Raw genomic sequence first — 24,003 nt, 5'->3', positions numbered from 1 at the left:
AGCGTCAGTCCAAAAATAAATCCTTAGTCAGGTCCCCCGCATTATCGGGGTTGTGGGCATAGTCGGTAAAATCTTTTACCCCGCGTTCCACCAGAAGTTCCTCATCGATCAGCTGACACCCGCTCAAGGCGGCGTCCTTGGTGATCAGTACTTCGTAGGCGGCATCGGCCATAATCGCCGGCCTGCGGCTCTGCTCAAACATCTCGCGGCTACCCACGGCAAACTCAATGGCGGCGGTAGCCACCAGAGTGCGCGGCCACAGAGTATTAACGGCAACCCCCGCCTCGCGCAACTCCTCCGCCAACCCCAGGCTGAGGATAGTCATGCCAAACTTGGACAGTGCGTAGGGCGCAAAAGGCCCCAGCCACTTGGGCTGTAGGTTAAGCGGTGGACACAGGCTGAGGATATGGGCGCTATCCGATTTCTTCAGGTAGGGAATCGCCAGGTGCGCCGTCAGGTACACTGCACGGCTGTTGATGTCTTGCATCAGATCGTAACGCTTGGGCGGGGTGGACTCGACATTGCTCAGGTTGATCGCGCCGGCGTTATTGATCACTGCATCGATACCACCAAACTTGTCGGCTGCCTGCGCCATCGCTTCCTGCACCCGCTGCTCATCGCGCACATCCACCTGCAGGGCCAAGGCCTTACCGCCAGCGCTCTCCACCTCCTGCGCTACTGAGAAGATGGTGCCGGGTAGCTTCGGGTGTGGCTCTGCAGACTTGGCGGCGATCACAATATTAGCGCCATCCGCCGCGCACTTGAGCGCTATGGCACGGCCAATACCGCGGCTAGCGCCAGTGATAAAGATGGTCTTGTCCTTAAGCGCCCCTGTATTTTCTGTCAGGGTTACAAACTCTTCACTCATTTTTTTCAGCCTCCGGGGCAGTCACTGCCGGACTGTAAATTTCCTTGAAGATCGCCGGCATGCGCTTCGGTCTACCACTGGAAAGTTCGATGCATACCAACCGCCACTGGGCCCGCAATACCAATGCTCCATCGGCGGCGCGAAAGACTTGAAAGTGGCGGGTCATATTCAAGCGCCCATCCACCTCGGTGAGCCAGGTGCCGAATACCAGTTCATCCGCCTCTTTCGCCGCCAGTATATAGTCATACTGCCCATGACGAATGGCCATTCCCCGGTCGAGGTCCTGGTAATTTATGACATCAAGACCCAATGCGGCACTATGGGCCCAGGCGGTAGCCTCGCACCAACGCACATACTCGGCATTATTGGCATGGTGCAATCCATCCACATGCTCAGCACTTACCCTGACTCTGTGGATAAATGGATTGGGTAAATCCCATTGCATAGGCAGCCCTCGCTGGATCTCATAAATGACTGGTATTTATTTTTATTTATCACGCTAAGTGGGCAAATAGCAGATATAAAAAAAGGCCCCTGATGGGACCTTTTTTTTGAAAGCTGAACGGATTATGCGTCCGCGTTAGCCTGTGCGCCTTCCGCTTGTTGCTGCGCCTGATTCAGGGCTTGGGCAAACAGGGCGTCGAAGTTAACTGGCGGCAGCATCAGAGCCGGGAAAGAACCCTTAACAACCGCGTTGTCGATCACTTCGCGAGCGTATGGGAACAGGATCTGTGGGCAGGCAGTATTCAGGGCCTGTGCCAGCTGCTGACCTTCCAGTCCCTTGATACCGAACAGACCAGCCTGCTTCACTTCCACCAGGAAAGCGGTGTCTTCTTCCAGCTTCACGGTTATAGTGAGCGTCAGTGCCACTTCGTACAGGTCTTCTTCAACCTTGGCGGTCTTGGTGTTCAGCTCTTGATTTACCTGGGGCTTCCACTGTTTCTTGAAAACCTCAACGCCCATGGGAGTCTCGAAGGAGAGATCCTTCAGGTAGATGCGCTGCATCGCGAATTGTACTTGTGGAGCCTCTGCGTTTGCCGCGCCGTTTAATTCTTCAGCCATGTTACTGCCTGTTTTTATAAAAAGTTTATTGATGCCTTCCGTGAGAAAGACTCCCTGTATGAGCCTTCAGATTGGGGCCTGCAAATACCGTTTCAAGGCCCGGACCGGATTAATAGCAAATATAAAGAGTCGCGTGAGGCACGCGGCGTCAACCTTTATCAGCCAGCGGACTTAAGCAAGCCATTAAGCTTACCATTGCGCTCAAGGGCCATCAGATCATCGCAACCGCCCACATGGAAGTCGCCGACCCAAATCTGCGGCACCGACCGGCGCCCAGCCTTGGCTGCCATCTGTGCGCGCAGCTCAGGTTTATTGTCCACCGCAATCTCGCGATAATTCACACCCTTGCTGTCGAGCAGCTGCTTGGCGCGAATACAGTAGGGACAAAAACGGGTGGTGTAGATGACTACATCCTGCATAATAAAACTCCACCTAAAGCCATCTATAAAACTACTGAGCTAGCCCTTGCCTTTGACCAGGGGCAGATTCTGGTTGCTCCACTCGCTCATACCGCCCTGTAGGCGGCGTACCTGGAAGCCCTTCTGCTTAAGCAGGCGGCCCGCAGGGCCTGCGTGCTGACCCATTTTATCGGCGACGATCACCACTTTATCTTTAAAGGGTTCCAGCTCGGCGAACCGCTCCGCCACTTCCCCGTGGGGGATATGCAGTGCATCGACAATATGCCCGGCAGTAAACTCGCTGCGATCACGCACATCCAACACCTTGGCCCCATCACTGTTGATCAGTCGGGTCACTTCGTGCAGGGAAACCGGTACGCCCGCCTTGTAACGCTCGCTCAGAACCAGCGCATAGAGCAGTGCCACGAGCAAGCCGACCAGCAGCCATTGCTCACTTAAAAAAACGAAAAAATCCACTCCGCCCCCAAAATCCATCGTGGTTATCGTTACGGCGCAGCTGCGCCAAAGCTGGCGGGAGTATACACGATTGTGGCGAATTTCTAACCAGCAAAATCATACTCCAACGGCATGGATATAGACTCAAATGGACTCACCCAACACTATTCGACGTAGTTAAACGATGGCCGAACGGGTTAAAATCCGCGTCCGCAATCCAAACCACCCGATAGAGGAAATCCGTCGCTATGGCCGCTTCGCAAGCCCCGCACAAACGCCCCTTGGTCCTGCTGATTCTGGACGGCTTCGGCCACAGCGACAATGCCGAGTTCAACGCCATTCGCGCCGCGAAGTCCCCAGTGTGGGACAACATCTGGGCGACGCGCCCCAAGACCCTGATCCAGACCTCCGGTATGGCGGTGGGGCTGCCAGAAGGGCAGATGGGTAACTCCGAGGTGGGACACATGACCCTAGGAGCCGGCCGTGTGGTTTACCAAAATTTCACCCGTATCAATAAGGCCATTCAGGACGGCGACTTCTTCCGCAATACCGCCTACACCGCTGCGGTAGATAAGGCCATCGCCAACAACGGCGCGGTACATATTATGGGACTGCTGTCCGAGGGCGGCGTACACAGTCACGAGGACCATATCGTCGCGATGGTGACCCTGGCGGCCCAGCGCGGAGCCCGCGCCATTTACGTACACGCTTTCCTGGATGGCCGGGACACGCCGCCGCGCAGCGCCGAGCCCTCCATCGCGCGCCTGATGCAGGTGTGCGACACCGTCGGCAATGCCCACATGGCCACTTTGGCAGGCCGCTACTTTGCTATGGATCGCGACCAGCGCTGGGAGCGCACCGAATCTGTCTACGACATGCTCACCCTGGGTACCGCAGAACACAAAGCCACTGACGCCCTGGCGGGATTAGCTGCTGCCTATGAGCGCGGTGAAAATGATGAATTCGTTGCGCCGACAGTGATCGGCGAGCCCGCTCCCATCAAAGATGGCGATGCTCTGATCTTTATGAACTTCCGCCCAGATCGCGCACGCCAACTGACCCGCGCCTTTACCGAAGCAGACTTCAGCGGCTTCGAGCGCAAGGCCCAGCCCAAGCTGGCAGACTTTGTCATGACCACTGAATACGCCGCAGACATCCACGCCAGCTGCGCCTTCCCACCGGAAAACCTGGTGAATTCCCTCGGTGAATATCTGTCTGCCCAGGGCAAGACCCAGCTGCGCATTGCCGAAACCGAAAAATACGCCCATGTGACTTTCTTTTTCAGCGGCGGCCGCGAAGCGCCCTACAACGGCGAAACCCGCGAGCTGATCAAGTCTCCGGACGTAGCCACCTACGACCTGCAGCCGGAAATGAACGCGCCGGAAGTAACCGACAAGCTGGTCGCGGCGATTGAGAGCGGCGAGTACGACGCCATTATGTGCAACTATGCCAACGGCGATATGGTCGGCCACACCGGTGTTTTTGAAGCGGCGGTAAAAGCCGTAGAAGCCCTGGACCAATGTGTTGAGCGTGTCGTGAATGCAGCCCTGAGTGCCGGTGGTGAAGTGCTGATCACCGCCGACCACGGCAATGTGGAAGAGATGTTCGACACCAACTCCGGCCAGGTCAGTACCCAGCACTCCACCCTGCCGGTGCCTTTTGTATACATCGGCGAACGCAATGTGCAAATGTGTGACGGAGGCAGTCTGGCGGATGTGGCGCCAACCATGTTAGCGTTGATGGATCTGCCACAGCCGGCGGAAATGACCGGCCACAGTTTGGTAAAAATGGACTGATGAAAACTCTCGTACTCTTCCTGATTGCCCTGCTGTCACTGCCCGCCTGGAGCCAGGCGGAAGCGAACCAGCAGGCACGCCTCGCGGAAATCAAGCAGCGCATCGACTCCCTGCAACAGGAGCTCAACCAGGTGCGCGGCCAGCGCGACCAGTTGCTCAAGGATCTGGAAGAGAACGAGAAAGATATCTCTGGGCTGTACCAGCGCATAGACCAGATCAAGCGGGATATGCGCAGCCGCACGGATAAGCTGCGAGAACTGCAAGAGGAGCAGAAGCAGCTGCAAGAAGCGCGACGAAGTATGCAGCGGCGGGTCGAGCAGGAGATCGCCGCCGCTTACCGACTGGGCCGACAAGAACAGATCAAGCTCCTTCTCAACCAACAAAATCCACAGAATATCGCCCGCCAACTTCGCTACCACGATTACTTCCTCCAAGAACGCAGCCGCGTTATCGACAACTACCTGCAAACCCTCGCCTCGCTGGAAACGGTTTCCGCCTCGATCGAGCGCGAGCGCAATAGCCTGCAGGCGGAACGGGCACAGCTGCAGGAGCGCCAGGACAAATTGCGCAGCGCGCAACAAACACGCAAGCGCACCCTGGAAAAACTCGCGGCGCGGCTCGCCAATGGCGGTGGTGAACTCAAGCAATTGCAAGGGGACCGAAAACGCCTACAGACCCTGATCGATGAAGTCGGGCGCGCGATCGCCACCCTGGTAAATCCGGACCAGCACAAACCCTTCGCAAAGCAGCGGGGAAAATTGCAGTGGCCGGTCAAGGGCCGACGCGCCAATGCTTTCGGACAGCGCCGCGCCAATGGAATCAGCTGGAAGGGGGTGATTATTCGCGCCGCCGAGGGGGCGCCCGTGCAGGCAATCCACCGCGGGCGCGTCGTCTTTTCTGATTACCTGCGCGGCCACGGCATGCTGGTGATTGTCGATCATGGCGATGGCTATATGAGCCTCTATGCACACAACCAATCCCTCAGCCGCAATGTCGGTGAGTGGGTGGAGAGCGGTGACACTATCGCTCGGGTAGGCAACAGTGGCGGCCTCACCCACAGTGGGCTTTATTTTGAAATACGCCATCGCGGCCAGGCCCGCGATCCCACCGGCTGGTGCCGTGGCTGACACTTTGCCGCTCTCTTCTGCGACGATACGCCCATTTTTTCCCCTGACGCCGGACTTGTGCACCAGCGCAAAAGGGAGTTGTAAGGCAGTTGGGCTTTTCACGACTAAGCCTGTGGCACAGTAGAATTTGGCGGCGCATTAGAATCCCTGCCAATCTCTGCGGTCTACACTTTCGCAAAGCAGCGAAGAAATAAGGCAGAGGTCACAACAATATGTTCATCTCCAAGGCGCTCACCACATTTCTCGGAGCCGCCGCCCTCACAGCCCTGCCGTTAATGGGTCTCAGCGAAGGTGGCCAACAACCCAATCTCGCCACCGAGAACAGCGGGCGCCTCCCCCTCGAAGACCTGCGCAGCTTCGCCAAGGTGTTCGAACAAATCCGTCAGGGCTACGTGGAAGAAGTGGATGATCGCACCCTATTGGAGTACGCCATCAAAGGTATGCTGCAAGGACTCGATCCCCACTCCTCCTACCTGGACCGCCGCTCTTTCGACGATCTACAGGCCAACACCACCGGCGAATTTGCCGGCCTGGGGATTGAGGTGGGTATCGAAGATGACCATATCACTGTGATCACCCCCATGGATGACACTCCCGCCTCGCGCGCGGGTCTCAGAGCCGGTGATGTGATACTACGCCTGTCCGGCAAATCCATGAAGGGGGTCGGCCTCGATGAGGCGGTGGAATGGATGCGCGGCCCCAAAGGCAGTAGCGTCACCCTGACTATCGCCCGCAAGGGCCGCAAACAGCCCTTCGACGTCACCCTCAAGCGGGACACCGTGCGCGTGCGCAGTGTGCGCAGCAAGGTGCTCGATGAAGGCTACGGCTATCTGCGCATCAGCCAGTTTCAGTTGGATACTGGCGCCGATGTGGCGGAAGAGCTGATCAAACTTCAAAAGAAAGGGGCGCTCAAAGGCCTGATTATCGACCTGCGCAACAATCCCGGCGGCGTGCTGCAGTCTTCGGTGGAAGTGGCCGACGCCTTCCTTGAGGAAGGGCTGGTGGTCTACACCGAAGGCCGCAATGAGGCTGCCAACCTGAGTTACTCCGCCGAACCCGGCGACCTCACCGAAGGCGCCCCGCTGGTAGTGCTGATCAATGCCGGCTCCGCCTCGGCGGCGGAAATTGTCGCCGGAGCCCTGCAGGACCATCGCCGCGCCGTGGTGATGGGCACCGACAGCTTCGGCAAGGGCTCGGTACAGACCGTGATACCTATCAATAGCGAACGCGCCATCAAACTCACCACCGCGCTCTACTACACCCCTAATGGCCGCTCCATCCAGGCCCAGGGCATCACGCCAGATATTGTTGTGGAAAGGGCCAAGATCACCCGTTTGAAAGATATGCAGCGCCCCACCGAGGCGGACCTGGCCGGCCATTTGAACAATGGCAACGGCGGGGCTGATCGCACCTCGGAAGACCGCGCGCGGGAACGGGAAGAGGGAGAGCGCGACAACTGGATGGATCGCGACAACCAGATCTTCGAAGCACTCAATGTACTTAAAGGGCTGAATCTCTACGCTCACAGGGACCGGGGTCTGCGCGAACGCTTTGCCCGCGCAGATAAACAGTAGTAACTGGCGCGCGGCGGGCTCAAGCCCGCCGCCAGCGCATCCGCCCCAGCAGTGACATCCAGCCTTCGTCAGCCCGCAGGCTAAACTCGCATCTCTATTCCCGCTTCCTGCATAAACGCCTTGGCTTCGGCGATGCTGTATTCTCCAAAGTGGAAGATACTGGCCGCCAGCACCGCATCGGCGCCGCCCTGCAGAACACCTTCGGCCAGGTGCTGGAGATTGCCGACGCCACCGGAGGCAATGACCGGCACTGGCACCGCCTCGCTGACCGCACGGGTCAGGGCCAAATCAAAACCGTTCTTGGTGCCATCTCGGTCCATACTGGTGAGCAGTATTTCCCCAGCACCCAACTCCGCCATCTGCCGAGCCCAGGCCACAGCGTCTATGCCGGTGGGCTGGCGCCCGCCATGGGTGAATATTTCCCAGCGGTTCTCCCCCACCTGTTTGGCGTCAATCGCCACTACGATGCACTGGCTGCCAAAACGCTCTGCGGCCTCACGCACAAACTCGGGATTTTTCACCGCTGCGGAGTTGATCGCGGTCTTGTCTGCGCCGGCATTTAACAGGTTGCGGATATCCTGCAGGGTACGTACACCGCCACCCACGGTAAGTGGAATAAACACCTCGTGGGCCATTTTTTCCACGGTGTGCAGTAGGGTGTCGCGCTGCTCATGAGTAGCGGTGATATCGAGAAAGGTAACTTCATCCGCACCCGCCTCGTTGTAGCGGCGGGCAATCTCCACCGGGTCGCCGGCATCGCGGATATTGACAAAATTAACGCCCTTTACCACGCGCCCGGCATCGACATCGAGGCAGGGAATAATACGTTTCGCCAGTGCCATTACTTGCTCCGTTGATCGCAGAGCTGCTGCGCCGCGCGCAGATCCAGCTTGTCCTCATAAATCGCCCTGCCGGTAATCGCGCCGTAGATCTCACCGGTTTCCAACAGCTGCTCGATATCCTCAATGCTACTGACACCACCGGAGGCGATTATCGGCACCTGTACCGCACGGGCCATTTCCAGAGTGGCCTCGATATTGACGCCCTGCATCATCCCGTCGCGAGCGATATCGGTGTACACAATGGAGCTGACACCACAATCCGCGAAGCGCTTGGCCAGCTCGGTGGCCTTTAGCTCTGACACCTCGGCCCAGCCCTCAGTAGCCACCAGGCCATCTTTGGCGTCAAGCCCGACAATTACGTGGCCCTCGAATTCGCGGCAGGCCTCCTCGACCAGTTTCGGCTGTTTCACCGCGGCGGTGCCGATAATGGCCCAGGTCACACCGGCATCCAGATAGCGCTCGATAGTATGCAAGTCGCGGATGCCACCGCCGATCTGTACCGGCAATGTGGGAAATTGCTTGGCAATGGCAGTTACAGCTTCACCGTTGACTGGATTGCCGGCAAAGGCACCATTCAAGTCGACCAAGTGCAAGCGCTTGGCCCCTTGGTCCACCCAGTGCTGGGCGGTAGCCAGGGGATCATCGGAAAATACGGTGGCGTCGTCCATCTCGCCCTGGCGCAGGCGCACACACTGGCCGTCTTTTAAGTCGATAGCGGGAATTACAATCATGCTCTGTCTTTCGTCGGCGGTAGTTATTGATGTCAGGAAAGGTCTGCTGGGCTTAGGCCCGGCCATTCCAGCTGACAAAGTTCTTTAGTAATTGCAGGCCAGTCTCGGCGCTTTTTTCCGGATGGAACTGGGTGGCGAAGATATTCTCACGCGCCACCGCAGCCGCCAGGGGGACACCATAATCGGTGCGCCCAGCCAGATCCCGATTATCATCAGCCGGCACATAGTAACTGTGCACAAAGTAGAAGCGGCTGCCGTCGGCGATACCGGCCCACAGTGGATGCTCGCGGGTTTGTTGCACCCGGTTCCACCCCATATGTGGAACCTTTAAACGTTCACCTGCGGCAACTCGCGGCAGGTCCTTGCCAAAAAACTTCACCGGTTGCGGGAAGATATCCAGGCAATCGATACCGTTATTCTCCTCGCTGTGGCGCATCATGATTTGCATACCCACGCAGATACCCAATACCGGTGTACCCGCCGCGATAGCGTCTTTGAGCAACGGCGCAAAGCCCGCGTCAACAAATCCTGCCATACAGTCACGAATGGCGCCCACCCCCGGTACCAACAAACGCTCCGCCCCCTGGGCCTGCTGCGGGGTTTGCGCCAGTACCACTTCGGCTTCCGGCGCCACCTTATCCAGAGCACTGGCAACCGAGTGCAGGTTGCCCATACCGTAATCGAGGACCGCGATCTTGCCCATCACAACACCCCCTTGGTAGAGGGCATGGTGCCAGCCATGCGCGGGTCCAGGGTGAGCGCCATGCGCAGGGCGCGGCCGAAGGCCTTGAATACTGTCTCTACCTGATGGTGGGCGTTGTGGCCGCGCAGGCAATCGATATGCACTGTTACCAATGCGTGGTTGACGAAGCCCTGGAAGAATTCATAGAACAACTCGGTATCAAAATTACCGATGCGTTTCTGGGTAAAAGGCACATCCATCACCAGACCGGGGCGGCCGGAAAAATCGATCACCACGCGGGAGAGAGCTTCATCCAGGGGGACATAACTGTGGCCGTAACGGGTCATCCCCTTCTTGTCCCCCAGCGCCTGAGTAATGGCCTTGCCGAGGGTAATGCCGATATCTTCCACCGTATGGTGGTCATCGATATGGATATCCCCATCACAATGAATATCCATGTCGATCATGCCGTGACGGGCAATTTGATCGAGCATATGCTCGAGAAAAGGAACGCCGGTAGCAAACTGGCCGTGCCCCTGGCCGTCCAGATTGACGCTGACTTGAATCTTGGTTTCCAGTGTGTCGCGGGTGACGCTAGCCTTGCGCATCGAAAGCGTTCCTTTTATGAGCAATAAGACAGAGGGCGCAGATTATAAGATGAATGATGCCCTCTGTGGTTCGCTAGTGTCAGATGAAACTTGATTCGTAACCGTAAGTACCTATCATGCGCGGTATGGTTACCTTAAAGCGCCGAAAATCCCATTACTGGGCCAGCCTGTTCCTGCTACTTGCATTAGTAGCAGCTCAGCCGCTGTGGGCGGAGCACTTCCATCTTGGTAACAGCCAGGTGGAACTGTGTGACCTGTGCTGCATGCATTCGCCTGGAGCACTCGGCAGCGAGCCACTGCTCGTTCAGGCTGAGCCCCAAAGTCACTACAACCGGCCCTCTGCGCTAGCAGCGCGCGATCGCCAGCCGGAGCGCCAGAGCGCGCGCGCCCCTCCCCTGTCCCTGTCTCTCAGCTAACCCTAAAAAAACCAACAATTTTTTTTGTGGATGCCCGCGCCTGTGCGCGTACGGCAGCATCCGCCTGTGACAGGACATAAAAAAACAAATGATCAAGATCAATACTCTGGCCCTGGCCATTGCCAGCCTGGCTGCGCCCACTATTTACGCCGCTGAATACAACTCGCCCTTGGAAGAGGTCAACGTTACCGTATCGCCGCTGGATAAACCCGCCGATGCTGTGGCGGCACCAGTTTCTATTCTCTCCGGCGACGCACTGCGCAAATCAGCAGCCGCAACCCTGGGCCAGACTTTGCAAGACCAGCCCGGCGTCGCCAATGCCTCCTTCGGCAGTGGCGTTGGCCTGCCGGTTATCCGCGGCCAAAGCGCCAACCGGGTAAAAATACTCAGTGACAACCTGGATGTGTCTGACGCCTCCAATACCAGCGCCGATCATGCCGCCAGCATCGAACCCCTACTGGCCGAGCGCATTGAGATACTGCGCGGCCCCGCCGCCCTGCGTTACGGCAGCGGCGCCGTGGGCGGTGTGGTGAATATTACCGACGGACGCATTCCCACCGCCGTGCCCGAAAAAGTGGAAGGCGCGGTAGAGCTGCGCCACAACAGCGCCGACAATCAGGATGCCTCGGTATTTCGCTTCACCGGTGGCGCCGGGCAGCTGGCTTGGTATGTGGACGGTGTCTACCGGGAAAATGACAATACCGAAATCCCAGGTCTCGCTATCGTTGAGCACGGTGAACATGAAGAACACCATGATCATGAAGAGCACGCCGGCGAAGAAGGCGAACACGAAGAGGCCTTCAACACCGATGGCTTCGTGGGCAACACCAATGCCCGCGCCCACAGCTATAGCGGTGGCGTTTCCTGGATCACCGACAGCGGCTTTATCGGCTTCTCCGTAAACCGACTGGAAAACAATTACGGCATCCCCCTGGGCACCCATGAGCATCACCATGACGATGAGGACCATGCGGGTGAAGACCACGATGATCACGACCATGATGAACACGAGGAGCACGCCGAGGCCGGTGAGATCGATGCGGTACGTATCCACCTGGTGCAAACCCGCTATGACCTGAAAGGTGAGCACCGCTTCGACGGCGATTACTGGGACAAACTGAGCCTGCGCATCGGCTACAACGATTATGAGCATGTAGAGCTGGATGCCGGTAATCCGGGCACCCGCTTCACCAACGAGGCCTGGGAGAGCCGGGTTGAAATAACCCACGATGCCGGCAACGGCTGGCGCGGTGCCTACGGCCTGCAATTGACCGACAAAGACTTTGCCGCAGTGGGTGACGAAGCCTTTATCCAGCCTTCGCGCACCCGCAGCGCTGGCTTTTTCACCATGAAAGAGCGCGAGTGGGGTAACTGGCACCTGGATCTGGGCGCCCGCCTGGAGCGAGTGGATATAGATCCGGAAACCGCCAGCGACCGCGATTACAACCTGATCGGCGCCAGCGCGACGCTGCAGTACTTCCTCGCCGAGCACCAGCATATCAGCTTCGGCGCTACCCACTCCGAGCGCGCTCCTGTGGCCGAGGAGCTGTTTGCCGACGGAGCGCACCTGGCGGAATCCCGCTACCTCTTGGGCAACAACCAGCTGGATAAAGAGAACGGCGTTAACCTGGAACTGGGTTATCACCACCACAACGAAGCCGCCAACGGCTGGCACGCTGCGCGTATTGAGGCCAGTGTGTTCTACAACCAGATCGGTGACTATATCTACGCGCTAAACACTGGCGGTGAGGAAGAGGAGCTGCCGGTCTATGCCTATGCCAACCGCGATGCAACTTTCTACGGTGCCGAGGCCTCAGTGACCTTCCCCTTACAGGGAGGCCACTATATCACCTTGTTTGGCGATATGGTGCGCGCCAGCTTCGATGATGCCATCGCCGGCGAAAGCTCCGATGTACCACGTATGCCGCCGCTGCGTATGGGCCTGGCCCTGGGGGCCGAGTACGATCAGTGGGGATGGGAGTGGCGCACGGTACAGGCGGCGGACCAGGACCGCGCCGGTGCCTATGAGGAGCCCACCGATGGCTACACCCGCATGGATCTGAGCGCTGAGTACAACCTCAATATCGGCGGCAGCGACGCGGTGCTCTTCGCCAGCGCCCGCAACCTGCTCGACGAAGAAATCCGCAATTCCACCTCTCTGCTGCGCGACTATGCCCCGGCTCCAGGCCGCAGCATCGAAGCCGGCGTGCGGTTTATTTTCTAAGCCACAACTGCTTCAATGGCTCCGCGGCGCACCCAGCTCCGCGGGGCTGCATCTCCTACACTTCCCGGATAGGCTCTCGGTGAACACCTGTGGGAACATCAACCCCCACCGCGGCGTCTGAAGTATTAATACACGCTCGACGTACCTTCTAAAAAAACACAGGGACAATCCACTCCATGGCCTGGATCAAGCGCACATTTATCGCTCTGTTGGTCGTTTTCCTGCTACTCGCCGGCGCTGTCGCCTGGCTGCTGGCCGGCCTCGACATCAATCAATACAAGCCGCAACTGGAAAAACTCGCCGCCAAACAGGGCATTTCCCTGCAACTCCAGGGCGATATCGGTTGGCAGCTGTGGCCCAAATTGGGGCTGCAACTAGATGATGTCACCATGGCGCCATTGCAGCTGCCGAAAGAGACCCTGGTGCGCGCCGACAAAATCGCCGTGGGTGTGGCCCTCAAGCCACTGCTGCAGCGCCGCGTTGAAGCCGAGGAAATCGTGCTGGTGGCACCGCAGATCGAACTCTCCGTGGACAAAGAGGGGCGCGGTAATTGGGAGCTGATCAGTGAGGCTCTGGAGGCAAAGAAAAAACAGCCACCCAAGCTGGAGATTCCCAAGGAAACACAAGAGCCCGCCGCGCAACAGGTTGAGCTCAGCCTGGATAAACTGCGTATTGAAAAAGGCCTGCTCTCTTACAGTGACGCCCGCAGCGGCAAGGCCTACAAGGTTGAAAACCTGAGCATAACCGCCGACAACCTGGTGCCCGGCGGCGAGCCTGGGCGACTCAACGCCGATGCCAGCGTGACCGGCAGCGACTTACGTTACCCGCTCAAACTTAAAATGGATAGCACCCTGGCCCTGGATGAAGGCCTCAACGGCCTGCGCCTGCAACCTCTGCAGCTGGTGCTCACTTCCGACAACAACGCCAAAGCCACGATGCACCTGCGCGGCTATGTGCGCCGCGACAACGGCAACCAGCCCTGGCGCGTGCAGATGAATCTAAACGCCAGCGCCGATCCCCTGCGCCCCTGGCTGGAGCTGACCGGCAGTGAAGTAGTGACCCGCGATAGCGCCGCACTGCAAAAGCTGAGTATCGAAGCCAGCATCGAAGGCACCGAACAAAAGATCAACCTGACCCCTCTGCAACTGCAACTCGACGGCACCACCTTTAACGGCAACGCCCAGCTGCGCAATGCGGAGATGCCGGGGTTAGATCTAAGCCTGCGCGGTGGCGCTTTCAATCTGGACAACTATTTGCCACCCGCCGATGAAAAAGGTGGTAAGCAGGACGAAAAAACCAGTGGAGAGTCAACAACCAAGGCGCCCTCTACTGAAGCCACCGCACAGAGTGTGGAGTCTACCCAGACCCCAACTTCCGCGGAGACCCTGAGCGCCCAACAGACGGAAAAGAAAGCCACCACCAAAGCCGGTACCCAACAGGTATCCGCCGAGCCCCTACCTCTGAGTGATCTGCGCGGCTTTAACGCCAATATCAACCTGGCCCTGGACCAATTACAGGCCGCCGGCCTACAGCTGGACAGCCCCGAAATTCTGCTCACCGTGGATAACGGTCTCTACCAGCTGCAAAAACTCAGCGCCGACCTCTACGGCGGCCAGCTCAATAGCAACGGCCAGTTCAATGCCCGCGCCCAAACGGCAGAGGGACAGGTGCGCGGCGGCCTTGTCGGTGTGGATATCGGCAAGGTCCAGAAGGCGCTGTTCCCCAATGAAAAAGTGCAGGTGGCCGGCGAAGCCAGTGTCAACTGGGACGGGCAGACCAAGGGCAAGACCTCCACAGATCTGCAGCAGAACCTGCGCGCCGCCGTCAATGTGTCCAGTAAAGAGCTGTCCATAGCGCCGTTCAACCTGGAGAAAAGCATGTGCCAGCTGTTCAGCTACGCCGAGAATACTCCACTGCCGGAGAAGAACTGGCCCGCCCAGACCGATCTGCAAGATGTGCGCGCCACAATCGCGGTGAAAGGGGACGAAGTAAAAGTGACCGAAATTCTCGCCGGCATCGAGAATATCGCCATGACCGGCGATGGCGAGGTGGACCTGAAGAAACAGGACTTCGACTTCGCCCTCGGCCTCGCTCTAGTGGGTGAGAGCACCTCCGCCGATGGCTGCACCGTAAAAAACAAACGCTGGCGCAACCGCCCGCTGCCACTGCGCTGCAAAGGCGACTTCGACGATGTGGGCCCAACAACCTGTAAACCCGACAGCCGCCGCCTCGACGACTTGGTGCGCGAAGAGCTGAAATACAAAGCCAAGAAAAAATATGGCGATAAGGTGGAAGAAAAAGTCGACGAACTAAAAGAAAAACTTAAAAATCTTTTCGGCCGTTAATGTAAGCCGCACCGGGTTTCGCCCGGTGCGCATCTCCGCCCCAAATATTGCACGCTATTCCATCTCCGAATCCTCTCCATAGCGCCAAAGCCACGACAAAAATACCGCGCTAAATTGCTGCAACCAATGACCGCGAAGCGCAAAGAGTGCGAATAAACCGTAAAAGGGCGGGGTTAGTGCGATTTACTTAACTCGGTCCCTAGCCGGTGCCGGGAGCTGTCATCAGGTGCTTCTACATCACCCTGGCCATCTTTTACTTTTATTTATATTTTTCCCATTGCGCGACAATTTCCTTATTACTTGCACTTTCTTTTCCCAAGATCAGTACAAGCTTGATCGGCCATATAAAGGGAATAACAAATGCCATTAATGCAACGAGCGCAAGACAATAAATCCAAACAGGTGATCACCAAGCTGGTTACTAGCGCTGCGAAAAACACACCTGCAGAGGAGGCCTGGGGTAACCACCACGTGAACTGCTATGCCTGGGCCGCAAACTGCGAGAAGCCCCACAAGGGCAAGCCAGACCCTGGCTCCAACTCCGGCTATGTCGCGGGCTTGGATAATGACCGCCTGATTGAGGGCGCCAAACGCGATGGGATGGCCTATGTAGCCAACGCCCCAGCAAACAATCCCCCGCCTTTCACCAAGGGGTATTACTGTGTTGCCCTGTATAAGTCCACAACCGATCACCACTGGTACCGGCGGGACCCGGAAACCGGTTACTGGACGCACAAACCAGGCGCTCACGGAGTGAAAAACTACGGGCCCGGTTTTGTGATTCTGCCCAAGCAGCTGGAGACGGCAAACCATAACTATGGTATGGCTGCCACAAATTATCACTTTGTCGGCTATTTCTATGTGCCGGAAGAGGGTATTCAGGTCTAATCGCTAAGCGAAGATCGTCACGGTGCTGCTCAGCCTGAGCTAGACCTGAACTAGATAAGATGGGCAGCTAGGCCTGCCCTCACCGAATTTTCACCAGGGCGGTCCACCCTGTGTCCGCAACGCTAGTGGAAGCTCCCCCAGGCTATTCGCAGCCGGCGGGGGGCTTCTAGCAGAGACAATTTCCGCTTCGGGCAGATAGTAATCTCCTCCGCTCAAATTCCAACTGATCAATACTGATCTGATAGCGCGATTACCCCTCCATTGGCCGCACAGGCGGTATCCCTCTCTTTATAACCTGCTGGCGCATCGACCCGCTGCCACAGCGCCGCAAGGCTGACTTTGAAGATATAGATACGGCAACACCCGGCATAAATCGCTTTGAAGACCCAGTGCACAAAAGAGCTTCAATACAACACCAAGAAAAAATATGGCGATTGGGTAGAAGAAAAGGTCGACGAATTGAGAGAAACCATGAAAAATCTCTTCAGCCGCTAAGGCTCAAAGCAAAGTGCACCAAGGTTAGCCCGCGCACAGCCCAAGGTTTCCATCACAAACATCAGCCCGCAGTATCTCCATGACCCCAAAGCAGTTCCAAAACGCCGTTCTCAAATGGTTCGACAAACACGGGCGCAAGGACCTGCCCTGGCAGCAGAATATCAATCCCTATCGCGTGTGGGTTTCCGAGATCATGCTGCAGCAGACCCAGGTCAGCGCGGTGATCCCCTACTTCGAGCGCTTTATGCAGAGCTTTCCTACCCTGGAGAGCCTCGCCAACGCGCCGCTGGATAAGGTGCTGGCTCACTGGAGCGGCCTCGGTTATTACGCCCGCGCGCGCAATTTACATAGATGTGCACAGACGGTGTTGCAGGAACACGGTGGGGAATTTCCACAGGATGTAGAAGCGCTCACCGAACTGAGCGGCATTGGCCGCTCCACCGCAGGCGCTATCGCCAGTATCAGCATGGGACTCAGAGCACCGATTCTGGATGGCAACGTAAAACGGGTACTGGCGCGCTTCCACGCCGTGGAAGGCTGGCCGGGGAAGAGTGCCGTGGCCAATCAATTGTGGGAGCTGGCCGAGACCTACACCCCGGACAAACGCGTTAACGATTACACCCAGGTGATGATGGATCTGGGTGCCACCCTGTGCACCCGCAGCAAACCCCGCTGTGAAGAGTGCCCGTTAAAGAAATCCTGTGTGGCCCACGCCCAAGGCAATCCGCAGGATTACCCCGTCAAAAAACCGCGCAAGGAAAAACCGGTGCGCAGCGCCACCCTGTTACTGCTGGAATACCAGGGCGAAATTTATCTAGAGCAGCGCCCCGCCAGCGGTATCTGGGGTGGCCTCTGGTGTCCTCCTCAGGCAGAAGATGCCAAGGCCTGGCTCAAACAACAACGCTGGCGCGCCAGTGAAATACACACGCTACCGCTACTGCGCCACACCTTTACCCACTTCCACCTGGATATTACACCGCTGTGGGTACAGCTCGACAAAGTCCCCGCCCAGGTGGCAGAGAGCGGCGCCGGCTGGTATAAACTGCGACAACTAAACCGCGCCCGCGCGGCCCAGGAACTGGGGCTACCCGCCCCGATCGTAAAGCTGGCAAAACAACTATTGGCGCTGCAGGCACCCCTGCTCGCCCCAACTACGGCCGACTAGAACCAGGAGGAGTCCATGTCCAGAACCGTATTCTGCCGCAAGTACCAAGAGGAATTGGAAGGCCTGGACGCACCGCCCTTCCCCGGCCCCAAAGGCGTCGATATCTTCGAGCATGTTTCCAAAAAAGCCTGGCAGGAGTGGATGTCGCACCAGACCATGCTGATCAATGAAAAGCACCTCAACATGATGGAACCCTCCAGCCGCGCCTACCTGAGCGAGCAGATGATGAAGTTCCTGAGCGGTGAAGAGTACGACGCAGCCGACGGCTACGTGCCCCCGGAACAGCAGTAAACGGGCCCCGCAAAGCCTCCCCGCAAAAGAAAAAAAACTTTTTACAATCAAGGGGTTGACTCAGCCCCGCGATAAGGCTTTAATACGCGCCTCGCGACGCAGGGGAAGCCCAGCAAGATCGCAAAGCCCGGATAGCTCAGTCGGTAGAGCAGGGGATTGAAAATCCCCGTGTCGGTGGTTCGATTCCGCCTCCGGGCACCATATTAAAACCCGCGCAAGCAGCCGCTTTCGCGGGTTTTTTAATTCTCCCCCTCTCTAAAAAATTGGCGCCATATTTCCCCAAAATGTCACATTGTGTCACCGCAAAATCACGCTGACACTTTGCCGCTGCTCAAGCCTTTTGGTCGTGCAATCTTTCTTCACCTTTCTTCCCAACTCTTCAAAGTGTGAAACCCAACTCTTAACCAACCCCCGCACCAGTTCAGGCCCTCGCCGCCAATCTCATTTCATCAACTAAAAGAGCACCCAAAATCGGGAGGAGTGAATGGCAGCCCCTTTTTCGGTATGTTTTTTTCACCAGTGAGCCTAGGAGCCCTTAGCTGCTGTGGGGTTTGTGGGAAAATTGGTGGTTTTGATTACTTCAGGAAGGTGTGAAGAGTTTTGAAATTTGGTTGGACCGTTGCTGCTGCGTGTTCCAGATTTTAAAGCATCGCCTTAGGATGATAGGATTTTGACGGCTCATCAATAAATTACGCACTTCAATTGATTGGTTTCTAACTAAAGAGAGGGAAAGAAAATAAAACCTCTAAAGGCAGAACTACTTAAAAGAACTTGATGCAATCATAAAATATTCCCAAGTAACATTCGAAGGGTGCTGCAACAAGGATAACAAAGATGCGCCTTACCAATCTATTATGGGACTACATGCCTAAATGATAGAATTAAGCACGGCCTTCTCTAAACTCTTTCAAAACAAATTATATATAGCAACACTGCCAATCGCTCGCACTACCTATGAAGTCTATATAGATATTAAAAACTTAGAAAAAAATCCAAATTATGCGAACTATCTGCTCGCCGAAAGGCAGAACTGGAAAAAAGATTCCATAAAAGGTAGATCAAATGAAAGAGAGTCAAAGAAAAGGAGGGGTGATTATTATAAGCTTTATAAACCAAACGAAGAATTCAAAGAATTACCTAATTACCACCTAAGCTAAGCCAATTTTCAGTAACCTTTCTGGCATCGGCGGTGTCCGAAGTGAAACAAAGACAAGTCGAGGAATAAGAGCTGACAAATCAAACCTCCGGTTAAACCGGTACTGGAACTCAGCCAAATAACGTTGGGCATATTTCGGCCTAATTGCATGGTAGGTGCTACGTAAAGCACTCTTTAAATTACCGAGAACCGTATTTACCCAATAAAATTCAGGCTCTTCAACAGAAGCCCGACCTCCACCGCAAACGATCTTGTCATGTGCACAGCCAGCAGTTGTAACGGCATTGAAGCACGCAAGACCGTCAGAGATCACGGTGCTGCCATCACAGAGGTGTTTTTTGCTCCAGGCAGAGATCTCACTACTCCTGAATCCCTTAACAATAGAGAGTTTGATACGGGTTGGGCGCCCTTCCTTGGTGGTCTCAACCGCAGCCACAAAGGGCGTTTTACCTTTAGCTCCGCGCCCGGGTTTGCATTTTGTACGCTCTCCCCCGAGATAAGCATCATCCAGTTCAACAAAGCCAGACAACTTATATTGATGATCTCGCTCCATCATTACCTGCATGAGTTTCTGTTTCATACGCCAAGTTGCGTTGTATGAGATCCCCAAGTGACGTGACAACTCCATACACGAGATACCTTTCTTATCCTGAGTGATAAGAAAAATACCGAGGAACCAAGTAGTAAGAGGTAATTTAGTGGAATCGAAGATCGTACGGGAGGTGATCGAAGTCTGGCGCCGGCAGCGATTACACTGTTTGAGCTTCCGGTGAGAGAGATCGCAATGTTTGTCATGCCCGCAATGAGGACAAGAAAAGCCATTTGGCCACCGCCACTGGCAGAGAGCCTCGAAACACTGCTCTTCGGTACCATATTCTTTGAGGAATTGGGGCAAACTAATGCCTTTCTGGAACTGTACCTTATTACGAGCCATGATCTATTCCCTTGTGGATCAACCAGTTAACTGTATTTATATACAGTTAACTGTGACTTAGCAAGGGTGGTAATTAGGAAGAATTAAGCGTGGCTCAAAAATTCAAATTAGCCGAGCACAACCAAAACAGCATAAAAATCTACGACTATTTTTCCGCACACACGCACAGCGGAGTCAATCTATTCATGGCGAGATTAGAAAGTGGGTACAAAGTTAATGAGCTATCCGGGGAGTCATTATTTAAAAGCAAACCAAATTGCCTAGAAGCTGAAGCAATAACCTACCTGTCGTATATGTTAAAAGATGCATCTATAGCTGTATCAAAAATACATGGCCCAGCATATTTAAAAGAAGTAACTGATAATTTCCTAGAGATTGAGCAGCATTTTAATAACATACCATCAACCACCAATTAATATTAAATAGTTAAATTTCAGTGTGTCGACTCAAAGCAATACAGCTAGAAAAGTAACTTTACTGGTTAAGCATTTCCGTAGTGTGGTTTGCTAGCCAATCCATACTACTTTCAATTCCACGCATCTGTGTAAGCGTTAGTTCTAACTCCTTTCGAAGATTCACGCCCACGGCAACAGACAAGCTCCAACATATTTTTTATAGTTCAAGATGCTAATAGCGTACACCGGCCTATATGATTGCCTGAAAGAAAAAGATTGATCTGTATTGTCTCTCCATCAAAGAAATTATTTCTAGTGACTAGGGGCCGCCAATACCAGCTTGGGCAAGTTAGTTTTTGTGCTGTTCTTCAGTATCTGAGCAAGGTTCCACGAGAAACTCGCCCCACTCAATCGAGTATTCGGTAAACTTCCCTGTCACAATATTCAAATCCTGTAACCAAGAATAAAAATCTGCTTACTTAGACTTCGCAATCTCTTCCACCAGCTCCATTGCCGTTACTTCTGTAGGTGCTGAACCTCTGAAACTCTTTTCTCTACCATTCATAAGGTGGACTCTCTCAGAAAAAAGCCGTATCTGCTTATATTCTTTTCCATAAACAACATCCTTTAACACAATAAATAACTTAGGCCCTTATTGGCCTAAGTTGAGACCCCAAACTATCCGCGCTGCTTTTGTTGCCGTTGATTGCTGCATCCTGGTCAGGTTTTTCCACTGCTAAGTGCATGTGTAGTGAGTATGCCGGCCAGGGCCGACACTACGCCGATTAAATCTTCTAATACCTTCAGCACATTTAAAAATTCACTGCTTAGCCAGACCTCGCCGCCGTCTTTTACTTTGATAGCTTGGCGGACCTTGGCCAATGATTCGTGAATATTCCCTATTTGCCCTTTTAGGTAACGGTCTACTTAGTGATTGGGGTCACTTGAGCCTATCAGATTTAAATTTTCCGGCGCCGAAAAATTGAAACCGCCGCCTAACAACAGGCCTAAAGACCCATAAACCTCAAAAAAAAGCTTCACTAGAATATTTACAAAGGCAACTTAACCGCCAAAGCCCCAACCTAAAAATAAGAAACCTCTCTCTAAAACTAGTAGTTATATCTCTAAAATAATTAGATAACCGCCCAGTAAGATTCCACAGAAAATTCATGACTAATATTTCAATACAGAAACCACTCATTCTCATTTGGTTTTGTCGTTATTGATTTACAGATATTGTGTGATCTAATGTGAAAGGGAGTTCACAATGAGAATTGTTACAGCAAATTTTCTGGCACCCATAGTAGTTACCGGATTAGCCATTGGCTTTACTCCATCCGCGCTATCCCAAGCCACAGATAGTGCAACCAGTTTGATAACCCTCCAATTTGATACAACTATCACAATAGATAATGTTGATCCAATCACTATTTCAAACCCCACACCGGGAAATGACGCAATAGCCGACGACAGGTTTTGTGTTGCCGGAAATGGTTTTTCACTTTATGGCATAACCTTTGAAAATGATGGTGCTGACCCTACATATAGCTTAATTGGATCTGACGGGACTTCAATTAGTTACGATGTGGTCTACCAGAATGATGGTGCACTTCCTGAACCGGCCCCAGCTGGACAAGCCATCACCAACAATGTCCTTCAAGCGTCCAACTGCGCGGATGATAACGCCACTTTTGTTATTATTATCCCCGAAAATCAGTGGGAGCCCAATCAGGCATCGGCCCCCTTTTCTGGAACACTACGAATTACCGTTGAAGCCGAATAAAGCAGCAAAAATAATTTAGAAAATCAATCATGATGCACTGGATATTAACTCCTGTGCATCATGTAAGTGAGACCTCCCACTAAAATAATATTTAAAAACTCTCACCTGCCTCAAAGGCTACTACTTTCAAAGCAGCCATAAATTGTAAATCTGAAATTAAAAAACCATTCAGCCCTATAACAAAGATACAAAACTATAAAGATTACATGTCCACTACATACAAGAGCCATTTATAATTTATCACACGACCATTAAACGCCTGCAAAGAAGTCACTTTCTTTGACTTCACATTCTCTCCTGGGTATTCCATGGAATACTAACGAGCTTGGTCGTGTTCGTTATCACAGGGAGACTGTATTTCGGCGGCCTCAATAATACGGCGTAGTGATTTCTTGCGAACATTCCCATGGGTTTCCCGGCTCCAGTTTACGGAAGCGGCCCGGCAAGTAACTATTTTTTGCTGGCACCTACTACTAGTCAACCGCCGCAACGTAGGAGTAAGCAGGAGAGACAAAAGTAATATTGATGTTTTCTTGCAGTCTTGCATTAACTTAAGAATATAAAATATAAACCTACTCACAGCCTCGACGGCCCATTACAATTAACCGCTTTACTGTTTTGATTTAAGTGTAATGACAATGAGTGAAGCCCCCCGTAACCTTCTACACCAGGAAACCTTAGCTGTACGCTGGGGTGATATGGACGCCTTAGGACATATCAACAACGCTACCTACTTCACCTACTTTGAGCAGTGCCGCTGCAGCTGGTTAGCGGCTATTAAACGCTCCGGCGCGGTAAGCAGTAACCAAGGAGATGGCCCAGTACTACTCAATGCTTCGGCCAATTTTCATTTACCTTTGGTATTTCCAGCCAACATTACTGTTAGTATGTATGGCGGCACTCCCGGGCGTAGTAGCTTTAATAGCTATTACGAAATCAGAGATGCGGATAACACCGATAAACTCTACACCACCGGTGAAGCTAAGATTGTTTGGGTAGACCAACAGGCTGGGAAATCCATGCCGGTACCTGATGATATACGGGCTTTATTGCCCACCGATTAAATTGGATTTCTTCATTCAAAAAGACGGTTAACCCCGTCTTTCAAATAACTGACCCTGAAAAATTTTACCGTTAAACAGGGCGTAATAGACAAGGGTTTGATCACCACGAGTACACATGTCAAAAAAGCAACTGCTTAGAGGGTAAGTACTACCACTTTACTACTCCTGCCAGAACATAGCCGCTATAACCTCGCGCATGAATATTCATGCTACGCTTTTCTTTCTGTAAAACATCAATGACCTTTTACGGGAAAATGTTTATGAGTGATTATTTTGACCTGGAGCGGTTCTGCCAGGCACAAAACGACTCTTATGCACAGGCCTTGCAGGAGTTGCGGCAGGGGCACAAACGCAGCCATTGGATTTGGTATATTTTTCCGCAGCTCAAGGGACTGGGACACAGTGCTACTTCACAACGATATGGAGTGACAGGTCTAGAGGAGGCGCATGCTTACCTGAAACATCCACAGCTTGGGCCACGATTGCGGGAGTGTTGTCAGGAGTTATTAAACCTGCAAGATCTCAGCGCCCTGGAAATATTCGGTAGTCTTAATGCGATCAAGGTCAGATCCAGTATGACCCTGTTCGCCCTTGCTGCGGCTGGCGCTGATAATCTATTTATGCAGGTTTTAGAGAAATATTATGAGGGCAAACAGGACCCCCGTACCCTGGAGATCCTGCAAAGCTTCCATTAACCTCTAGC

General features: G+C 54.1%; 26 protein-coding genes and 1 tRNA gene. 15 read left to right on the top strand and 12 right to left on the bottom strand.

Annotation, left to right across the window (positions count from 1 at the left end):
* Positions 1-4: 4 nt before the first annotated feature.
* The 5 genes from ACJJH9_RS21095 to ACJJH9_RS21075 all read right to left on the bottom strand — a co-directional run bounded on the left by ACJJH9_RS21095 (position 5) and on the right by ACJJH9_RS21075 (position 2,805).
* Positions 5-868 (bottom strand): SDR family oxidoreductase, encoded by an 864-nt coding sequence (locus ACJJH9_RS21095; RefSeq protein ID WP_444923909.1) that lies wholly within the window; start codon positions 866-868, stop codon positions 5-7.
* Positions 861-1,313, bottom strand: coding sequence for an acyl-CoA thioesterase (locus ACJJH9_RS21090; RefSeq protein ID WP_444883122.1), 453 nt, complete (start codon positions 1,311-1,313; stop codon positions 861-863). Before ACJJH9_RS21090 ends, ACJJH9_RS21095 begins: the two co-directional genes overlap by 8 nt.
* A 122-nt stretch (positions 1,314-1,435) precedes the next feature.
* Positions 1,436-1,930 (bottom strand): protein-export chaperone SecB, encoded by a 495-nt coding sequence (secB, locus tag ACJJH9_RS21085; RefSeq protein WP_444883123.1) that lies wholly within the window; start codon positions 1,928-1,930, stop codon positions 1,436-1,438.
* A 158-nt stretch (positions 1,931-2,088) separates the two neighbouring features.
* Positions 2,089-2,349: a glutaredoxin 3 gene (grxC, locus tag ACJJH9_RS21080; protein ID WP_444903415.1), complete on the bottom strand. Its 261-nt coding sequence runs from the start codon at positions 2,347-2,349 to the stop codon at positions 2,089-2,091.
* A 39-nt stretch (positions 2,350-2,388) separates the two neighbouring features.
* On the bottom strand, positions 2,389-2,805 hold the full coding sequence (locus ACJJH9_RS21075) for a rhodanese-like domain-containing protein (RefSeq protein ID WP_444883125.1): 417 nt from the start codon (positions 2,803-2,805) through the stop codon (positions 2,389-2,391).
* A gap of 227 nt (positions 2,806-3,032) precedes the next feature.
* Here ACJJH9_RS21075 and gpmI point away from each other — a divergent pair, with 227 nt between their 5' ends.
* From gpmI to ACJJH9_RS21060, 3 genes are all read left to right on the top strand, one after another.
* Positions 3,033-4,580 (top strand): 2,3-bisphosphoglycerate-independent phosphoglycerate mutase, encoded by a 1,548-nt coding sequence (gene gpmI, locus ACJJH9_RS21070; RefSeq protein WP_444923908.1) that lies wholly within the window; start codon positions 3,033-3,035, stop codon positions 4,578-4,580.
* Entirely contained in the window at positions 4,580-5,707 is a 1,128-nt protein-coding gene (locus tag ACJJH9_RS21065; RefSeq protein ID WP_444923907.1) for a murein hydrolase activator EnvC family protein, read from the top strand. Before gpmI ends, ACJJH9_RS21065 begins: the two co-directional genes overlap by 1 nt.
* Positions 5,708-5,919: 212 nt before the next feature.
* Positions 5,920-7,281, top strand: coding sequence for a S41 family peptidase (locus tag ACJJH9_RS21060; protein ID WP_444883128.1), 1,362 nt, complete (start codon positions 5,920-5,922; stop codon positions 7,279-7,281).
* A gap of 80 nt (positions 7,282-7,361) precedes the next feature.
* Here ACJJH9_RS21060 and hisF read toward each other — a convergent pair whose 3' ends face one another.
* From hisF to hisB, 4 genes are read right to left on the bottom strand one after another with little or no spacing between them, the layout of a single operon-like run.
* Positions 7,362-8,123 (bottom strand): imidazole glycerol phosphate synthase subunit HisF, encoded by a 762-nt coding sequence (gene hisF, locus ACJJH9_RS21055; protein WP_444923906.1) that lies wholly within the window; start codon positions 8,121-8,123, stop codon positions 7,362-7,364.
* Complete coding sequence (gene hisA, locus ACJJH9_RS21050; RefSeq protein ID WP_444883130.1) at positions 8,123-8,854, bottom strand: 1-(5-phosphoribosyl)-5-[(5-phosphoribosylamino)methylideneamino]imidazole-4-carboxamide isomerase; 732 nt, start codon at positions 8,852-8,854, stop codon at positions 8,123-8,125. The genes hisF and hisA overlap by 1 nt, the downstream gene beginning before the upstream one ends.
* 52 nt (positions 8,855-8,906) lie before the next feature.
* On the bottom strand, positions 8,907-9,557 hold the full coding sequence (gene hisH / locus ACJJH9_RS21045; RefSeq protein ID WP_444899532.1) for an imidazole glycerol phosphate synthase subunit HisH: 651 nt from the start codon (positions 9,555-9,557) through the stop codon (positions 8,907-8,909).
* Positions 9,557-10,144, bottom strand: a complete 588-nt coding sequence (hisB, locus tag ACJJH9_RS21040; RefSeq protein WP_444883132.1) for an imidazoleglycerol-phosphate dehydratase HisB — start codon at positions 10,142-10,144, stop codon at positions 9,557-9,559. Before hisB ends, hisH begins: the two co-directional genes overlap by 1 nt.
* 116 nt (positions 10,145-10,260) lie before the next feature.
* Between hisB and ACJJH9_RS21035 the strand changes: the two genes are divergently transcribed.
* The 4 genes from ACJJH9_RS21035 (at position 10,261) to ACJJH9_RS21020 (ending at position 16,017) form a co-directional block, all read left to right on the top strand.
* Positions 10,261-10,560 (top strand): hypothetical protein, encoded by a 300-nt coding sequence (locus ACJJH9_RS21035; protein WP_444923905.1) that lies wholly within the window; start codon positions 10,261-10,263, stop codon positions 10,558-10,560.
* A gap of 88 nt (positions 10,561-10,648) precedes the next feature.
* Entirely contained in the window at positions 10,649-12,784 is a 2,136-nt protein-coding gene (locus ACJJH9_RS21030; RefSeq protein WP_444923904.1) for a TonB-dependent receptor, read from the top strand.
* A gap of 176 nt (positions 12,785-12,960) precedes the next feature.
* Positions 12,961-15,129, top strand: a complete 2,169-nt coding sequence (locus tag ACJJH9_RS21025; protein ID WP_444923903.1) for an AsmA family protein — start codon at positions 12,961-12,963, stop codon at positions 15,127-15,129.
* 360 nt (positions 15,130-15,489) lie between these two features.
* Positions 15,490-16,017 carry a hypothetical protein gene (locus ACJJH9_RS21020; protein ID WP_252083777.1) on the top strand — a complete coding sequence of 176 codons (528 nt, stop codon included), beginning with the start codon at positions 15,490-15,492 and terminating at the stop codon, positions 16,015-16,017.
* A gap of 227 nt (positions 16,018-16,244) precedes the next feature.
* On the opposite strand, the gene ACJJH9_RS21015 is transcribed toward ACJJH9_RS21020, so the two are convergent.
* Positions 16,245-16,412 carry a hypothetical protein gene (locus tag ACJJH9_RS21015; RefSeq protein WP_444923902.1) on the bottom strand — a complete coding sequence of 56 codons (168 nt, stop codon included), beginning with the start codon at positions 16,410-16,412 and terminating at the stop codon, positions 16,245-16,247.
* A 179-nt stretch (positions 16,413-16,591) separates the two neighbouring features.
* Between ACJJH9_RS21015 and mutY the strand changes: the two genes are divergently transcribed.
* The 4 genes from mutY to ACJJH9_RS20995 all read left to right on the top strand — a co-directional run bounded on the left by mutY (position 16,592) and on the right by ACJJH9_RS20995 (position 19,125).
* A complete protein-coding gene (gene mutY, locus ACJJH9_RS21010; RefSeq protein WP_444923901.1) occupies positions 16,592-17,677 on the top strand; it encodes an A/G-specific adenine glycosylase in 1,086 nt (361 codons plus the stop codon).
* Between the two features lie 15 nt (positions 17,678-17,692).
* Positions 17,693-17,968 (top strand): oxidative damage protection protein, encoded by a 276-nt coding sequence (locus ACJJH9_RS21005; RefSeq protein ID WP_152455703.1) that lies wholly within the window; start codon positions 17,693-17,695, stop codon positions 17,966-17,968.
* 125 nt (positions 17,969-18,093) lie between these two features.
* A tRNA-Phe gene (locus ACJJH9_RS21000) sits at positions 18,094-18,169 on the top strand.
* Positions 18,170-18,840: 671 nt separating this feature from the next.
* Positions 18,841-19,125, top strand: a complete 285-nt coding sequence (locus ACJJH9_RS20995; RefSeq protein WP_444923900.1) for a DUF5677 domain-containing protein — start codon at positions 18,841-18,843, stop codon at positions 19,123-19,125.
* Here ACJJH9_RS20995 and ACJJH9_RS20990 read toward each other — a convergent pair.
* Positions 19,117-20,058, bottom strand: a complete 942-nt coding sequence (locus ACJJH9_RS20990) for an IS1595 family transposase (protein ID WP_444923899.1) — start codon at positions 20,056-20,058, stop codon at positions 19,117-19,119. The genes ACJJH9_RS20995 and ACJJH9_RS20990 overlap by 9 nt on opposite strands.
* An 89-nt stretch (positions 20,059-20,147) precedes the next feature.
* Here ACJJH9_RS20990 and ACJJH9_RS20985 point away from each other — a divergent pair, with 89 nt between their 5' ends.
* Positions 20,148-20,474 carry a hypothetical protein gene (locus ACJJH9_RS20985; RefSeq protein WP_444923898.1) on the top strand — a complete coding sequence of 109 codons (327 nt, stop codon included), beginning with the start codon at positions 20,148-20,150 and terminating at the stop codon, positions 20,472-20,474.
* A gap of 699 nt (positions 20,475-21,173) precedes the next feature.
* On the opposite strand, the gene ACJJH9_RS20980 is transcribed toward ACJJH9_RS20985, so the two are convergent.
* Positions 21,174-21,335 carry a hypothetical protein gene (locus ACJJH9_RS20980; protein ID WP_444923897.1) on the bottom strand — a complete coding sequence of 54 codons (162 nt, stop codon included), beginning with the start codon at positions 21,333-21,335 and terminating at the stop codon, positions 21,174-21,176.
* A 385-nt stretch (positions 21,336-21,720) separates the two neighbouring features.
* On the opposite strand from ACJJH9_RS20980, the gene ACJJH9_RS20975 reads away from it, so the two are divergent.
* The 3 genes from ACJJH9_RS20975 (at position 21,721) to ACJJH9_RS20965 (ending at position 23,995) form a co-directional block, all read left to right on the top strand.
* Positions 21,721-22,236 carry a hypothetical protein gene (locus ACJJH9_RS20975; protein WP_444899523.1) on the top strand — a complete coding sequence of 172 codons (516 nt, stop codon included), beginning with the start codon at positions 21,721-21,723 and terminating at the stop codon, positions 22,234-22,236.
* Positions 22,237-22,874: 638 nt separating this feature from the next.
* Positions 22,875-23,300, top strand: a complete 426-nt coding sequence (locus ACJJH9_RS20970; RefSeq protein ID WP_444903426.1) for an acyl-CoA thioesterase — start codon at positions 22,875-22,877, stop codon at positions 23,298-23,300.
* 260 nt (positions 23,301-23,560) lie between these two features.
* A complete protein-coding gene (locus ACJJH9_RS20965; protein ID WP_444923896.1) occupies positions 23,561-23,995 on the top strand; it encodes a DUF1810 domain-containing protein in 435 nt (144 codons plus the stop codon).
* The last annotated feature ends 8 nt before the right edge of the window (positions 23,996-24,003 follow it).

It is taken from the genome of Microbulbifer mixtoriginis (SeqCode) (assembly GCF_052466715.1).
Note: the sequence above shows the minus strand (reverse complement) of the source record. Positions and strands in the feature narration are given on the sequence as shown.

Coding starts and splice junctions, on each gene's coding strand:
- ACJJH9_RS21095 (WP_444923909.1), bottom strand. CDS start 868: ATGAGTGAAGAGTTTGTAACCCTGACAGAAAATACAGGGGCGCTTAAG.
- ACJJH9_RS21090 (WP_444883122.1), bottom strand. CDS start 1,313: ATGCAATGGGATTTACCCAATCCATTTATCCACAGAGTCAGGGTAAGT.
- secB (WP_444883123.1), bottom strand. CDS start 1,930: ATGGCTGAAGAATTAAACGGCGCGGCAAACGCAGAGGCTCCACAAGTA.
- grxC (WP_444903415.1), bottom strand. CDS start 2,349: ATGCAGGATGTAGTCATCTACACCACCCGTTTTTGTCCCTACTGTATT.
- gpmI (WP_444923908.1), top strand. CDS start 3,033: ATGGCCGCTTCGCAAGCCCCGCACAAACGCCCCTTGGTCCTGCTGATT.
- ACJJH9_RS21065 (WP_444923907.1), top strand. CDS start 4,580: ATGAAAACTCTCGTACTCTTCCTGATTGCCCTGCTGTCACTGCCCGCC.
- ACJJH9_RS21060 (WP_444883128.1), top strand. CDS start 5,920: ATGTTCATCTCCAAGGCGCTCACCACATTTCTCGGAGCCGCCGCCCTC.
- hisF (WP_444923906.1), bottom strand. CDS start 8,123: ATGGCACTGGCGAAACGTATTATTCCCTGCCTCGATGTCGATGCCGGG.
- hisA (WP_444883130.1), bottom strand. CDS start 8,854: ATGATTGTAATTCCCGCTATCGACTTAAAAGACGGCCAGTGTGTGCGC.
- hisH (WP_444899532.1), bottom strand. CDS start 9,557: ATGGGCAAGATCGCGGTCCTCGATTACGGTATGGGCAACCTGCACTCG.
- hisB (WP_444883132.1), bottom strand. CDS start 10,144: ATGCGCAAGGCTAGCGTCACCCGCGACACACTGGAAACCAAGATTCAA.
- ACJJH9_RS21035 (WP_444923905.1), top strand. CDS start 10,261: ATGCGCGGTATGGTTACCTTAAAGCGCCGAAAATCCCATTACTGGGCC.
- ACJJH9_RS21030 (WP_444923904.1), top strand. CDS start 10,649: ATGATCAAGATCAATACTCTGGCCCTGGCCATTGCCAGCCTGGCTGCG.
- ACJJH9_RS21025 (WP_444923903.1), top strand. CDS start 12,961: ATGGCCTGGATCAAGCGCACATTTATCGCTCTGTTGGTCGTTTTCCTG.
- ACJJH9_RS21020 (WP_252083777.1), top strand. CDS start 15,490: ATGCCATTAATGCAACGAGCGCAAGACAATAAATCCAAACAGGTGATC.
- mutY (WP_444923901.1), top strand. CDS start 16,592: ATGACCCCAAAGCAGTTCCAAAACGCCGTTCTCAAATGGTTCGACAAA.
- ACJJH9_RS21005 (WP_152455703.1), top strand. CDS start 17,693: ATGTCCAGAACCGTATTCTGCCGCAAGTACCAAGAGGAATTGGAAGGC.
- ACJJH9_RS20995 (WP_444923900.1), top strand. CDS start 18,841: ATGATAGAATTAAGCACGGCCTTCTCTAAACTCTTTCAAAACAAATTA.
- ACJJH9_RS20990 (WP_444923899.1), bottom strand. CDS start 20,058: ATGGCTCGTAATAAGGTACAGTTCCAGAAAGGCATTAGTTTGCCCCAA.
- ACJJH9_RS20975 (WP_444899523.1), top strand. CDS start 21,721: ATGAGAATTGTTACAGCAAATTTTCTGGCACCCATAGTAGTTACCGGA.
- ACJJH9_RS20970 (WP_444903426.1), top strand. CDS start 22,875: ATGAGTGAAGCCCCCCGTAACCTTCTACACCAGGAAACCTTAGCTGTA.
- ACJJH9_RS20965 (WP_444923896.1), top strand. CDS start 23,561: ATGAGTGATTATTTTGACCTGGAGCGGTTCTGCCAGGCACAAAACGAC.